The organism is Streptomyces sp. NPDC007991 (assembly GCF_042958445.1).
Classification (GTDB): Bacteria; Actinomycetota; Actinomycetes; order Streptomycetales; family Streptomycetaceae; genus Streptomyces.
In genome coordinates, this window is sequence record NZ_JBIBJD010000005.1 from 428974 (window position 1) to 442308 (window position 13335).

9 protein-coding genes are annotated in these 13335 nt (G+C 71.2%); 3 read left to right on the forward strand and 6 right to left on the reverse strand.

Annotation, left to right across the window (positions count from 1 at the left end; genetic code table 11):
* Positions 1 to 90: 90 nt before the first annotated feature.
* Complete coding sequence (locus tag ACFZDA_RS16575) at positions 91 to 2508, reverse strand: SpoIIE family protein phosphatase (protein ID WP_391081156.1); 2418 nt, start codon at positions 2506 to 2508, stop codon at positions 91 to 93.
* Positions 2509 to 2655: 147 nt separating this feature from the next.
* Between ACFZDA_RS16575 and ACFZDA_RS16580 the strand changes: the two genes are divergently transcribed.
* On the forward strand, positions 2656 to 4116 hold the full coding sequence (locus ACFZDA_RS16580) for an aldehyde dehydrogenase family protein (protein ID WP_391081159.1): 1461 nt from the start codon (positions 2656 to 2658) through the stop codon (positions 4114 to 4116).
* 153 nt (positions 4117 to 4269) lie between these two features.
* Positions 4270 to 6429, forward strand: coding sequence for an RNA polymerase recycling motor ATPase HelR (helR, locus tag ACFZDA_RS16585; RefSeq protein ID WP_391081162.1), 2160 nt, complete (start codon positions 4270 to 4272; stop codon positions 6427 to 6429).
* Between the two features lie 63 nt (positions 6430 to 6492).
* On the opposite strand, the gene ACFZDA_RS16590 is transcribed toward helR, so the two are convergent.
* The 4 genes from ACFZDA_RS16590 to ACFZDA_RS16605 are packed head-to-tail and all read right to left on the reverse strand — an operon-like array spanning position 6493 to position 10800.
* A complete protein-coding gene (locus ACFZDA_RS16590) occupies positions 6493 to 7362 on the reverse strand; it encodes a TIM barrel protein (RefSeq protein WP_391081165.1) in 870 nt (289 codons plus the stop codon).
* Positions 7359 to 8378, reverse strand: coding sequence for a Gfo/Idh/MocA family oxidoreductase (locus ACFZDA_RS16595; RefSeq protein ID WP_391081168.1), 1020 nt, complete (start codon positions 8376 to 8378; stop codon positions 7359 to 7361). The genes ACFZDA_RS16590 and ACFZDA_RS16595 overlap by 4 nt, the downstream gene beginning before the upstream one ends.
* A 22-nt stretch (positions 8379 to 8400) precedes the next feature.
* Positions 8401 to 9840, reverse strand: coding sequence for a sugar porter family MFS transporter (locus tag ACFZDA_RS16600; RefSeq protein WP_391081173.1), 1440 nt, complete (start codon positions 9838 to 9840; stop codon positions 8401 to 8403).
* Between the two features lie 9 nt (positions 9841 to 9849).
* On the reverse strand, positions 9850 to 10800 hold the full coding sequence (locus ACFZDA_RS16605; RefSeq protein WP_391081176.1) for a TIM barrel protein: 951 nt from the start codon (positions 10798 to 10800) through the stop codon (positions 9850 to 9852).
* Between the two features lie 224 nt (positions 10801 to 11024).
* On the opposite strand from ACFZDA_RS16605, the gene ACFZDA_RS16610 reads away from it, so the two are divergent.
* Positions 11025 to 12026: a substrate-binding domain-containing protein gene (locus ACFZDA_RS16610; RefSeq protein ID WP_391081731.1), complete on the forward strand. Its 1002-nt coding sequence runs from the start codon at positions 11025 to 11027 to the stop codon at positions 12024 to 12026.
* A 9-nt stretch (positions 12027 to 12035) separates the two neighbouring features.
* Here ACFZDA_RS16610 and ACFZDA_RS16615 read toward each other — a convergent pair whose 3' ends face one another.
* Entirely contained in the window at positions 12036 to 13040 is a 1005-nt protein-coding gene (locus ACFZDA_RS16615) for a substrate-binding domain-containing protein (RefSeq protein ID WP_391081179.1), read from the reverse strand.
* Positions 13041 to 13335 lie beyond the last annotated feature (295 nt).

Below are 13335 nucleotides of genomic sequence, written 5' to 3' on the forward strand. Positions count from 1 at the left end.
GACAGCCGACGGCCGTTCCCCGGCCGCCCGCTCGCCGCAGAGCGTGTCATACGGAACCGGCCGCAGGGGAGTCCAGGACTCCTGCGCGCCTCAGTCGCCGAGAAGTGACTGCTCAGCCCAAATGGTCTTGCCGTTGGTCATCTGACGGGATCCCCAGTCCTGGGTGAGCTGAGCGACGAGCAGCAACCCGCGTCCTCCTTCGTCGAAGGTGTGGGCCCGGCGCAGATGGGGCGCGGTGCTGCTGCCGTCGAACACCTCACAGATGAGGGAGCGGTCGTAGATCAGTCTGAGCTCGATCGGCGGCCTGCCGTACCGGATGGCGTTGGTGACCAGCTCACTGACGACCAGCTCGGTGACGAACACGGCATCGTCCAGGCCCCACTCGGACAGTTGCCGGCATGCGGCCTTGCGCACCTCTGCGACCGCGGAGGGGTCCGGCGGCACCTGCCAGGTCGCCACGTGCGAGGCGTCGAGGGCCCGGGTACGGGCCACGAGGAGCGCCACGTCGTCGGAGGGGCGATCCCCGAGCAGGGTGCGCAACAGGGCGTCGCACACGGCCTCCAGATCCCGAGCCGGTCGCCGCAGCACCTCGCGCATGGCGTCGAACCCCTCGTCGATGTCACGGCCGCGGACCTCGACGAGCCCGTCGGTGAAGAGGGCGAGAAGGCTGCCCTCGGCCAGCTCCAGCTCGGTCGACTCGAAGGGCAGGCCGCCCAGGCCGAGGGGCGGCCCGGCCGGAACGTCGAGGAAGTCGACCGTGCCGTCGGGCGCCACGAGAGCCGGCACGGGGTGGCCCGCGCGGGCGATCGTGCAGTGGCGCGAGACGGGGTCGTAGACGGCGTACAGACAGGTGGCGCCGACATCGCCTTCGAGCGGGGCCGTGGTGTCGCCGCCGGCCGCGTGGTTGACCAGGTCGTCGAGGTGGGTCAGCAGCTCGTCGGGGGGAAGGTCGACATCCGCCAGCGTGCGTACGGCGGTGCGCAGCCGCCCCATGGTCGCCGAGGCCTGGATGCCGTGACCCACGACGTCGCCGACGACCAGAGCGACCCGGGCGCCGGAGAGCGGAATGACGTCGAACCAGTCGCCGCCGACACCGGCCCGGGCGCTGGCGGGCAGATAGCGGGAGGCGACATCGAGCGCCACCTGCTCGGGGAGACGCTGCGGCAGCAGGCTGCTCTGCAACGTGAGGGAGGTGTCGCGCTCCCGGGTGTACCGCCGGGCGTTGTCGATGCACACGGCGGCGCGAGCGGTGATCTCCTGCGCCAGCAGCAGGTCGTCCTGCTGGAAGCCCTGGGGCCGGCGATGGCGGGAGAACGTGGCCACGCCCAGGGTGAGGCCACGCGCGCGCATGGGAACCGCCAGCACCGAGTGGAACCCGAAGTGCCGCATGCGTTCGGCCCGGTCCGGGGCCGTCCGGTCCAGTTCCTCCAGTGCGGCGGGCGTGATGTGCTCGATGAGCGGCCGCTCCGCCAACAGGCACTCCGCCGCGGTGGAACCCTCCGGGTAGGCCGCCACCGTCCCGGGCCCCACCACGGCTTCGGGGCAGCCCTCCAGAACCGACTGGAAGGCGACCCGGCGCAGCATCACCGGACCGTGCGGAGAACCCCGCGGCGGATCCTCGCCCCCCTCGATCGACGGCAGGAGATCGACCGTGACGAAGTCCGCGAACCGTGGGACGGCCACGTCGGCGAGTTCCTGAGCGGTGCGGGGCAGGTCCAGGGTGCTGCCGATCCGCACGCTGGCGTCGTTGACCAGGACGAGGCGCTGCCGTGCGAGGTGCTGGTCCGTCACGTCGTGTGCCGACAGCAGGACACCTTCGAGCCGGCCGTCGGAGCCCCGTACGGGGACGAGGGACACCGACCACACGCTCTCCCGCTCATGGCCGGCCAGGTGCAGCGCGGCTCCGAGCTCCTGGAGACAACCGGTCTGCAGCGCGGTGCGCATGCCCTCCTCGGCCCGGTCGCTCTCCGGATCGACGACGATCTCCGTCACCCGCAGGCCGCGCATCTCCCGCTCGGGCAGGCCCATCACGCGTTCCATGTCCGCGTTCGCCCACCGCAACCGCAGTCCGGTGTCATACAGAGCCATGGCGTACGGAGCCTGGGCGAAACTGCGCCGCACGAACGCGTCGTCCTCGGGGGTCGGCGCGGGCCGGGCCACCGGTGACACCAGCAGCCAGTCGCCCCCGTCGACGTCCCGGTGATGGGCCAAAAGCGCGACGGTGACGCGGTGGCCGTCGCGGTGCAGCAGCGTGGCCGTCCCGCTCCACCTGCGCAGACCGGTCAGCGAGTCCCACGCGGGCGTCGGAGCGTCGTCGGGGAGAAGCACGGCGGCCTTCCGGCCGACCACCTCGGAGGCCCGGTAACCGAGCAGCCGCCGCGCCCCTTCGTTCCACGCGGTCACGACACCGAGGTCGTCGACGACGGCCCTGGCCGTCGCCGCATCGTCGACCCGGTCCTGCGACCATGCGCTCGGGCCGTCGTCCGAGGCGGACGCGGATCCGATCATGACGTCATCTGCCCTCGATCCCGCCGTGGTGGCCTCTGTCCAGGAGCGCCCTGACCCGAGGTGCGTCGCACCTTCACTCTTACGACACTAGACAACAAGAGTGACAGACCGGCGTGTATCGGTCCTCATGTCAGGACGGCGGCACCCATGACGGGCAACAGCACGAGGTGGCCGGACCCGGCCGAGTGGACCGGGAAGATCTACAGCGCGGGCTGGCGCGTACCCGAGGGCGGCACACGCCAGGTGATCGAACCGGCCACCGGACACGTGCTGGCCGACATCGGCGTCGCCTCCCCCGCAGACGTCGCCCGGGCCGGCGCACGGGCCGCCCAGGCCGCCGGAGACTGGGCCGCGGCAGCTCCTGCCGACCGTATCGAGGTCCTGCTGCGCGCCTCCCTGGGACTGCGGGAACACAGCGCCACGTTCCGCGACTGGATCGTCCGCGAGTCGGCCGGCGTCCCCGCCAAGGGCGACTACGAGATCACCGCCGCCCTCGCCCAGCTGACGCACGCCGTGGGACTCGCGTCCCTGCCCCGGGGCGAGGTCCTGGCCCCGCAGACCCCCGGCGGAACGAGCCTGGCGTGGCGGGTGCCCCTCGGCGTCGTCGGCGCCATCAACCCGTGGAACGCGCCGCTCCTGTTCGCGCTGCGCGTGCTGGCGCCCGCACTGGCGCTCGGCAACACCGTGCTGCTCAAGCCCGACCCCCTCACTCCGGTGTCCGGGGGTGTCCTCGTGGCCCGGCTCTTCGAGGACGCCGGACTGCCCGGCGGGGTGCTGCACGTCCTGCCGGGCGGCGCGGAGACCGGGCAGGCGGTCGCGGCGGACCCTCATGTCGCCATGGTCGCCTTCACAGGCTCCGCCGAGGTCGGACGTGTCGTGGCCCGAGTGGCCGGTGAAGGGCTGAAGCGGGTCGTCCTGGAGCTCGGCGGCAAGAACTCGCTCGTCGTGCTGGAGGACGCCGACGTGGACGCGGCCGCCCTGGCCGGAGCCGTGAGCAGCTTCGGATACCAGGGGCAGGCGTGCGTCGCCGCCGGCCGCCACCTGGTCCATGCCGATCTGGTCGAGGCGTACACCGAAGCCCTGGTCGGGCACGCACGGGCCCTGCGCGTCGGTGACCCCCGCGTGGAGGGCGTCGTCCTCGGCCCGATCATCAGCGAGCGGCTGGCCACCAGGATCGAGCGCATCGTCGACGAGAGCGTGGCCGGCGGGGCGCGGGTGCTCACGGGCGGCCGACGCGACGGACTCTTCTACCCGCCCACGGTCCTGGACCGCGTCGACCGGGCCATGCCCGCGTTCACCGAGGAGATCTTCGGTCCCGTCGCCCCTGTCATTCCCTTTCACAGCGAGGCGGAGGCCGTCGAGATCGCCAACGACACCGCGTACGGCCTGACGGCCGCCGTGCACTCCGGCTCCGTACCGAGGGCGACCGCCGTCGCCGAGCGACTGCGCACCGGCATGGTCCACATCAACGACGTCTCGGCCAAGGACGCGGCGAACGCCCCCTTCGGAGGCATGGGCATCTCCGGCAACGGCTCCCGCATCGGCGGCACGGCCAGTCTGGAGGAGTTCACCCAGTGGCGCTGGATGACGGCGCCCGGACCGGTGTGACCCCGCACGAACGGCGGCCCGAAACAAGAAAGGCAAGGAGTCCTCTCCTTGCCACTCTCAAGCTATAACACACAGGGGGTCTTGCGGCAAGGCCCCCCGTCTGCCGCAAACTGTCCGGCCTAGGCCCAGGACCTGCGGAAACGGGAGCATGACGTGACCCCCCTGACCACGAGCGCGTTCGACCTTCCCGACCGCCTCTCGCACAAAGCCGACCCGGCGCTGATCGCCGGGGACGAACGGCACTTCGCCGCCGTCGCCGACTGCCTGGAGCAGTCCATCGCCGAACTGTCCGGGCGTCTCGAAGCCGAGCGCAAGGCCCCCGGCGGCAAGGGACGGCAGGCCATGGACCGGGACGCCGAGATCCACCGGCTCACCGCCCGCCTGCGCGCACTGCGCCGCTTCGGACTCGACCTGTGCCTGGGACACATGGTCGCCGCCGACGGCTCCGAGCCCGTGTACGTGGGACGGCTCGGCCTCACGGACCGTGAGGGGCGCCGTCTGCTGGTCGACTGGCGGTCCCCCGCGGCCGAGCCGTTCTTCGGCGCCACCCACGCCAACCCGATGGGCCTGGCCAGCCGCCGCCGGTACCGCTGGACCGGCGGCCGGGTCGGCGACTACTGGGACGAGGTGTTCACCGCCGACGCCTTCGACGGGCACGCCGCGCTCGACGACCAGTCCGCCTTCATCGCCAGCCTGGGCACCAACCGCTCGCCCCGGATGCGGGACGTGCTCGGCACCATCCAGGCCGACCAGGACGCCATCATCCGCGCCGGTTCGCGCGGCGCCCTCGTCGTCGACGGCGGCCCCGGCACCGGCAAGACCGTCGTCGCCCTGCACCGCTCCGCCTACCTCCTCTACTCCGACCCGCGCCTCGGGCAGCACCGCCGGGGCGGCGTGCTGTTCGTCGGCCCGCACCGGCCCTACCTGTCCTACGTCTCCGACGTCCTGCCCAGCCTCGGCGAGGAGGGCGTGCAGACCTGCGTCCTGCGGGACCTCGTCGACGAGGGAGCCACAGCCGGGGAGGAGACCGACCCGGACGTGGCCCGGCTGAAGTCGTCAGCGGACATGGTGCGCGCGATCGAGAAGGCCGTCCGGTTCTACGAGGAACCGCCCACCGAGGCCATGACGGTCACGACCCACTGGTCCGACATCCGCCTGAGCGCCGCCGACTGGGCCGTGGCGTTCGACGCGGCGGAGCCGGGCACACCGCACAACGAGGCCCGCGAGCAGGTCTGGGAGGAACTGCTCACGATCCTCGTCGACAAGCACGAGGGCGAAGTGCCCAAGGCCCTGCTGCGCACGTCGCTGGCACAGGACCGGGAGTTGCTCACCGCCTTCAACCGGGCCTGGCCCGTCCTGGAGGCGACCGACCTCGTCGGGGACCTCTGGTCCGTACCGGCCTATCTGCGGATGTGCGCTCCCTGGCTCGGCCGCGACGAGGTGCGCACGCTGCAACGCGCGCGGCCCCAGGCGTGGACGGTGTCCGACCTGCCGCTGCTGGACGCGGCCCGGCAGCGGCTCGGCGACCCCGAGGCGTCCCGCCGCGAGCGCCGCAGGGAGGCCGCCGTCGCCGCCCAGCGCGAGCGCATGGCCGACGTCATCGACGACCTGCTTCAGGCCCACAGCTACGACGACGGGGAAGGCGTGCTGGTCATGCTGCACGGGCAGGACATGCGCAACTCCCTGGTCGACGAGAGCGCCCTGCCCACCGCCGACCCGGACCGGCTCGCCGGACCGTTCGTGCACATCGTCGTGGACGAGGCGCAGGAACTGACCGACGCGGAGTGGCAGATGCTGCTGCGGCGCTGCCCGTCCCGCAGCTTCACCATCGTCGGGGACCGCGCCCAGGCCCGGCACGGGTTCACGCAGTCGTGGCGGGAACGGCTGGAGCGGGTCGGGTTCGACCGGGTCGACCTGGCCACGCTGAGCATCAACTACCGGACGCCGGCGGAGATCATGGCGGAGGCCGAGCCGGTCATCCGGGCCGCGCTTCCGGACGCCAACGTGCCGACGTCGATCCGCAGCGGCGGCGTTCCCGTCGTGCACGGATCCACCGCGGAGCTGCACTCGGTCCTCGGCACCTGGCTGGCCGCGAACGCCGACGGGATCGCCTGCGTCATCGGCGATCCCGCCTTCCGCCCGGCGTCCTCCCGCGTGCGTTCGCTCACTCCGGAGCTGTCGAAGGGGCTGGAGTTCGACCTGGTCGTCCTCGTCGACCCGCAGGACTTCGGCACGGGCGTCGAAGGAGCGGTCGACCACTATGTCGCGATGACCAGGGCGACCCAGCAGCTCGTCGTCCTCACGAGCCCCTGAAACGGGCTCCGGCCGGGACCCTCCCGCAGTGGGGGCCCCGGCCGGAGGTTCTGGGACACCGCCCTAGGCGGCCAGCTCCTTGCGGATGCGGTCCAGCATGAACGCCGACGACTCCCGGGCCCGCTCCTCCCAGGCGAAGACGCAGGACGTGGCGACACCGTCGAAGCCCAGTTCGCGCAGCGTGCCGAAGAAGGCGTCCCAGTCGACCTCGCCCTGGCCGATGTCCAGGTGCTGATGGATACGGGCCGGGGTGCCCGGCGGGTTGAGGATGTAGCGCAGGCCGGACGAGCCCTTGTGGTTGAAGGAGTCCGCGACGTGCACGTGCTGGAGCTTGTCACCGGCGTAGCGCATCATCGCCGCGATGTCGGCGCCGGCCTCCGAGGCCCCGGAGAGGTGGAAGGAGTGCGGGGCACAGTAGAGGTAGTTCACCCACGGCTTGTTGATCGCGCGGACGAGATCGACGGCGGGGGTGTTCTCCTCGCAGAAGTCGTCCGGGTGCGCTTCCAGGTTCAGAGCGATGCCTTCGCGCTCGAACACCGGCAGCAGCTCCTCCAGCGAACGCCAGAAGGCGGCCTCGCTCTCGGCGGCGCGCTCCGGGCGGCCGTTGAACTCCGAGTTCATCAGCGGGCATTCGAGCTCGACGGTGATCTCGATCATCCGCTTCCAGTAGCGGACGGCGGCCTGCCGCTCGGTCTCGTCCGGCGAGGACCACTTGTACAGCGGCAGCACCGAGGACAGTTGCACACCGTGCCGGCGCAGCGACTGCTTCAGCTCCGCCACCCGCGCGTCGTCCGCACGCGGGTGCAGGAAGAACGGCATGAAGTCCGCGCGGGGCGACAACTCGATGTACTCGTAGCCGAGTTCGGCGACCGTACGCACCATGTCGTCGATCGGCAGGGCGCGGAACATATAGGGGTCGAGGGCGATCTTCACGCGGTCCCTCCGTAGAACGCGGGGCGGGGCTTCATGTCGGTGGTGACGCTCTCGCCGCCGATCTCCAGCGACCGGACGGCGGCGTCGGTGATGACGGTGGCGGCGTAACCGTCCCAGGAGGACGGGCCGGTGGGCTCGGTGCCGGCGGCCACCGAGGCGACCCACTCGCGGAACTCGGTGTCGAAGGCCTCGGCGAACCGGTCCTTCCAGTCCTGGAGCACACCCGTGCCGTGCCGGGCGGCGGTGCGGATCCCGACGGCCGCCGGATCGGGCAGCCGGACCAGGCCGTCCTCGCCGACGACCTCGCACTGGATGTCGTAGCCGTACTGGCAGTTGACGAAGACCTCCAGGTCGATCCGGACGCCCTCGGCGGTCTCGAAGACCATGATCTGGGGGTCCTTCAGATGCGCGAACCGCTTGCTCGTCGGGCGCGGGGTGACCACCTGCGCGGACACGATCTCGTCGTCGAGCAGCCAGCGCAGCACGTCGATCTCGTGCACGGCCGTGTCCTGGGCGGCCATGGCGGAGTGGTACGACTCCGGCACGGCCGGGTTGCGGTGGGCGCAGTGCACGATCAGCGGGGCCCCGAGCGAGCCGGTCGACAGGACCTCCTTCATCTGGCGGTAGCCGGCGTCGAAGCGGCGCATGAAGCCGACCTGCACCAGGCGGCGGCCGTGCGCCCGCTCGGCCTCGACGATCCGCAGACAGTCCTCGGCGGTCGTGGCCAGCGGCTTCTCGCAGAACACCGGCTTGCCGGCGGCGATCGCGGCCAGGACGTGCTCGGCGTGGGTGGGCCCCCAGGAGGTGACGAGGACGGCGTCCACGTCGGGGGAGGCGATCAGCTCCGCGCCGGTGGGCAGTGCGGTGGCACCCACCCGGGCCGCCACCTCGGCGGCGCGGTCGCCGTCGATGTCGGTCACGGCCGTGACGGCGGCCCCGGTGACGACCTCGGTGAGCCGCCGGATGTGGTCCTGGCCGATCATTCCGGCGCCGATGACGCCTACACGTACGGTCATGGTCGTTCCTTCGAAGGGAGGGTCAGGAGAAGCGGGCGCGGAGTTCGGCTTCGAGGGTTTCGAGGGTGCGGCCCTTGGTCTCGGGGACGTAGCGCTTGACGAAGGCGAGCGACAGCAGGCCCGCCGCCACGAACAGGAAGAAGGTGTTGGAGATCCCGATCCCGGAGACCAGGGACGGGAAGACCAGCCCGATCGCGAAGTTGGTCAGCCACAGCACCACGGCCGCGACCCCCATGCCGAAGCCGCGCATCCGCATCGGGAAGATCTCCGACAGCATCAGCCAGGTCACCGGGGAGATCGCGCCCTGCTGGAAGGCGAGGAACGTGACCGTCATGGCGAGCACCGCGAACGCCCGCGCGTCACCCGAGGGCAGGGCCAGGGAGAAGACGCCGATCAGCAACAGCGCGGCGGTCGTGCCGGCCTGACCGGTCATCAGCATCGGGCGGCGCGGTACCCGGCCCAGCAGCCAGATGCCGACGAAGGTGGCCAGCACCGAGATCACACCGTTGGCGATGTTCGCCGTCAGCGCGCTGTCGGCGGCGAAACCCGCGTCGGTGAGGATCTGCGTGCCGTAGTACATGATCGTGTTGACGCCGGTGATCTGCTGCACGATCGCGATGCCGAACCCGACGAGCATCAGCTTGCGCACCCACGGCGTGCTCTTCATGTCCTGCCAGCCGCCGAGCTTGGCCTGCTCGTCCTTGACGGCGAGCGCGGACACCTCCTTCAGCTCGGCCTCGGCCCGGGTCTGGGACCGCACCTGCTTGAGGACGTCGAGGGCCTCCCCGAAGCGGCTTTGGGAGGCCAGCCAGCGCGGGCTCTCCGGCATCACCAGCATGCCGAACCAGAGCACCACCGCCGGCACCGTCGCGATGACCAGCATCCAGCGCCACACGCCACCGGATTCGCCGCCGACCTGGGCGATGATCGCGTTGGAGGTGAACGCCAGCAGCTGACCGCTGACGATCATCAGCTCGTTGCGGGTGACGAGGGCACCGCGCCGCTCGGCCGGCGACACCTCGGCGAGATACACCGGCACGGTGACCGACGCGCCGCCGACCGCGAGGCCGAGCACGAACCGTGCCACGATCATCACCTCGGTCGTCGGGGCGAGCGTGCAGCCGAGCGCGCCGACGAAGAACAGCACCGCGAGCAGCAGGATGTTGCGCCGCCTGCCGCGCGCGTCCGACAGCCGGCCGCCGGTCACCGCGCCCAGCGCGGCACCCAGCAGCAGCGAACTGGTGACCATGCCCTCGGTGACCGGGGTCAGGCCGAGGTCGTCGGTCATGTAGGGCAGGGCGCCGTTGATGACGCCGGTGTCGTAGCCGAAGAGCAGACCACCGAACGTGGCGATGATCGTGATCAGCCTCAGCCGCCGCCTGACCGCCGGGGGAGCGTCGTCCGCAACGGCGGTGGCGGGGGGTGGGATGGGGGCCGGTGTCGTGTCGTCCCTGACGTCCATGGCCGCTCCTTACCTGTCGATGTTCGGGCGCCGGGTACCCGACAGGCCGCAGCCGGCCAGGTGTTCACGGGTGCTGACCGCGATCGGCAGCGGCACCTCGGGAGCACACGGGTACAGGTCCTGCTCGACGATCACGAACAACTCGGCGTCGAGCCCCGCGAGTTCGCCCACCAGGTCGGCCGGCTTCGGCACCCCGGCCGGCGGTGACACGCACACCCCGCGCTTGACGGCCTCGCCGAAGGACAGGTCCTCGGCCGCGACCTGCGCCAGGATCTCCGGGTCCATCTGCTTGATGTGCACGTAGCCGATCCGCTCGCCGAACCGGCGGATCAGATCCAGGTTGTCCCCGCCGCCGTAGGCGACATGACCCGTGTCCAGGCAGAGGTTGGTGTACCGGCTGTCGGACTCGTTCAGCAGCCGTTCGATCTCGGCTTGCGTCTGGATGTGGCTGTCGGCGTGCGGATGGACCACGAGCCGTACGTCGTACTCCTCCAGCAGCAGTTTGCCCAGCCGGTCGGCGGCCCGGCCGAAGCCGGCCCACTGCTCGGCGGTCAGCTCGGGCGACTCGGTGAAGGCGCCCGTCTTCTCGTCCCGGTACATCGGCGGGATGAAGACGAGGTGGTGCGCGCCCACGGCGGCGGTCAGCGCGGCGACCTGCCGGACATGGGCGAGCATCTCGTCCCAGGCCCCGGGCCGGTGCAGCGCGCCGAACGCGGTACCGCCGGAGACCTTCAGCCCCCGGGCGTCCAGTTCGGCCTTCAGCCGCCGCGGGTCGGTGGGGAGATAGCCGTACGGGCCGAGCTCCAGCCACTCGTACCCGGCCTGGGCCAGCTCGTCGAGGAAACGGGTGTACGACACCTGGTGCTCGTCCTCGGGGAACCAGACGCCCCAGGAGTCGGGGGCGGAACCGAGGCACAGGTTGCCGACGGTCGTACGCAGCGGGGCTGGCACCGTTGCCATGGTGAGAGTCCTTCGGGGAGAGGAAGGGGGCGGGCATGAAACTGATGCGCTCTACTAGCGCGCTCTAGTTCGAGTACGATGACCCCAGTCCAAATGTCATGTCAATAGGTTGTTGCCGGGAGATTGCCGAGTCCTGGTGCGGGCCCTGGGCGGGACACCCGTAAGGTGGTCGGCGTCGGAGGGTGGGTTCACACGTGGATGCATCGGGCAGGCAGCGGCCCACGATGGCGGACGTCGCGGAGAAGGCGGGTGTGTCCCGCGCGCTCGTCTCGATCATCTTCCGCAACCAGGCGGGCGCCAGCCAGGAGACCCGGGAGCGGGTCCTGCGCGTCGCCGACGAGATCGGCTACCGGCCCGACAGCGCGGCCCGACTGCTGGCCCGTGGCCGCAGCCGCACACTCGGCGTGATGTTCACCGTGCACCAGACCTTCCACACGGACCTCATCACCGGCATCTACCCCGAGGCCGAGCGGCTCGGCTACGACGTCCTGCTCTCCGGCGCCACCCACGGCCGCAGCGAGGCCAAGGCCGTCGAGGCGCTGCTCAGCCACCGCTGCGAGGCGGTGATCCTGCTCGGCCCGGACGCCGACCCCGCCTACCTCGCCGAGCTCGGACAGCGCACGGTCACCGTCTCGATCAGCCGCCGGGTGCCCCAGGCCCATGTCGACTTCGTGCACTCCGCCGAGGGCAAGGGCGTCCGGCAGGCCATGGACCACCTGGTGGAGCTGGGGCACCGCCGGATCGTGCACATCGACGGCGGACGCGGTCCCGGTTCGGCGGAGCGGCGCCGTGCCTACCGGGCCGCGATGCGGCGCCACGGTCTGGAAGCCCGGGCGCGGGTGATCCCCGGCGAGCACACCGAGGAGTCCGGTATCGAGACCGGCCGGCTGCTGCTGGCCGAACGCGACAGCGGGCAGCCGCTGCCGACGGCGGTCCTCGCCGGCAACGACCGCTGTGCCATGGGGCTGCTGATGGCCCTGACCCGGTCGGGCGTCGAGGTCCCGCGCGACCTGTCCGTCGTCGGCTACGACGACAGCCACCTCTCCCACCTGATGCCGATCGGCCTGACCACCGTCCGCCAGGACGCGTCCCTCATGGCCGAGCACGCGGTCCGCTTCGCCGTCGAACGGCTGGAGAACCGGGAACTGCCGCCGAGGGAGGCGGTGCTGGACCCCAAGCTGGTGGTGCGGGGAACCAGCGGGCCTGCCCCGGCGGAGGGTTCCTAGGAGCGCCCGTCAGCGCGTTCCCTTCTTCGCGAACTCCGCGACGCTGTCGATGTTGTCCTTCGTGACGAAGGCCGGCCCGGTGAGCACGGGAGCGGTGCTGCCGCCGCTGAAGTTGCCGTTCGTCTTGTAGAGCCACAGCCCGTCGACGGCGAGGTAGCCCTGGAGGTAGGGCTGCTGGTCGACGGCGAACTCGATGTCCCCGCCCTGGATGGCGGCGACGAGGTCCTTGTTGAGGTCGAACGTGGCGACCTTGGCCTTGCTGCCGGCGTCCTTGACCGACTGGATGGCGGTCATGGCGATCGGGGCGCCCAGCGTGACCACCTGGTCGATGCTGGAATCCTTCTGGAGCTTGGCCGTCAGGGTCGACTTCACCGAGGGCATGTCGGTGCCGTTGACGTACAGGTTCTCCGTCGTGCCCTTGAAGCCCTTCTTCAGGCCGGCGCAGCGCGCTTCCAGCGCGACCTGGCCCTGCTCCTGGATCACGCAGACGGCGTGCTTGGCGCCCTGCTGGTTGAGGCGCTCGCCGAAGGCCTGGCCGGCGATGTTCTCGTCCTGGCCGAAGTACTCGAGCATGCCGAGTTCCCGCCAGTTGTCCAGGCCGGAGTTGAAGCCGACGACGGGAATGCCGGCCGCCTTGGCCTTGGCCACGACCCCCTTCATGGCGTCGGGCTTGGCGGCGGTGAGCGCGATGCCGTCGACCTTCTGGTCGATGGCGTTCTGCACCAGGTTGGCCTGGTTTCCGGCGACCGGGTCGCTGGAGTAGACGAGCTTGATGTTGTCCTTCGCGGCCGCCGCCTGGGCGCCCTTGCGGATCAGGTCCCAGAAGGTGTCGCCGGGTGCCGCGTGCGTGACCATCGCGACGGTCATCCGCGGGGTGGTGGCCTTGCCCGCGGCGGCGTCGGTGCCGCCGGTCTCGGACTTCTTCCCGCCGGAGCCGCTGGAACAGCCGGCGGCGAGCAGGGCGCCCACGAGGACGGCGGTGGTCAGGGCGGCTGATCTGTGGTGTCTGCGCATGTCGGGTGCACCTCGGTGTGCTGGGGAGAGCGGGCCGTGCCCGGTCCGGGAGGCAACTGGAGCGCGTCACTAGCGCGCTCTAGTGGCAGGTACTATGCGGGCGCCTCCGGGGGATGTCAACAGCTTTGTCAGGACGTACCAACAAATGTGACGTTCCCACGGTCCGGACGTTCCGGCAGAACAGGGCCGCCCGCCCACACCCGCCGTGGGAGGGGTTTTGGGGGGGCCCCGCGCGGGGGGACGTCCCCCCCCCGCCCGGCCGGGCGGGCCAGCGCGCCCCGTGGCGGGTGGTTGA

Excerpts from the sequence above, each read along its gene's own strand:
- ACFZDA_RS16575 (WP_391081156.1), bottom strand. The coding sequence starts at position 2,508 with ATGATCGGATCCGCGTCCGCCTCGGACGACGGCCCGAGCGCATGGTCG.
- ACFZDA_RS16580 (WP_391081159.1), top strand. The coding sequence starts at position 2,656 with ATGACGGGCAACAGCACGAGGTGGCCGGACCCGGCCGAGTGGACCGGG.
- ACFZDA_RS16595 (WP_391081168.1), bottom strand. The coding sequence starts at position 8,378 with ATGACCGTACGTGTAGGCGTCATCGGCGCCGGAATGATCGGCCAGGAC.
- ACFZDA_RS16600 (WP_391081173.1), bottom strand. The coding sequence starts at position 9,840 with ATGGACGTCAGGGACGACACGACACCGGCCCCCATCCCACCCCCCGCC.
- ACFZDA_RS16605 (WP_391081176.1), bottom strand. The coding sequence starts at position 10,800 with ATGGCAACGGTGCCAGCCCCGCTGCGTACGACCGTCGGCAACCTGTGC.
- ACFZDA_RS16610 (WP_391081731.1), top strand. The coding sequence starts at position 11,025 with ATGGCGGACGTCGCGGAGAAGGCGGGTGTGTCCCGCGCGCTCGTCTCG.
- ACFZDA_RS16615 (WP_391081179.1), bottom strand. The coding sequence starts at position 13,040 with ATGCGCAGACACCACAGATCAGCCGCCCTGACCACCGCCGTCCTCGTG.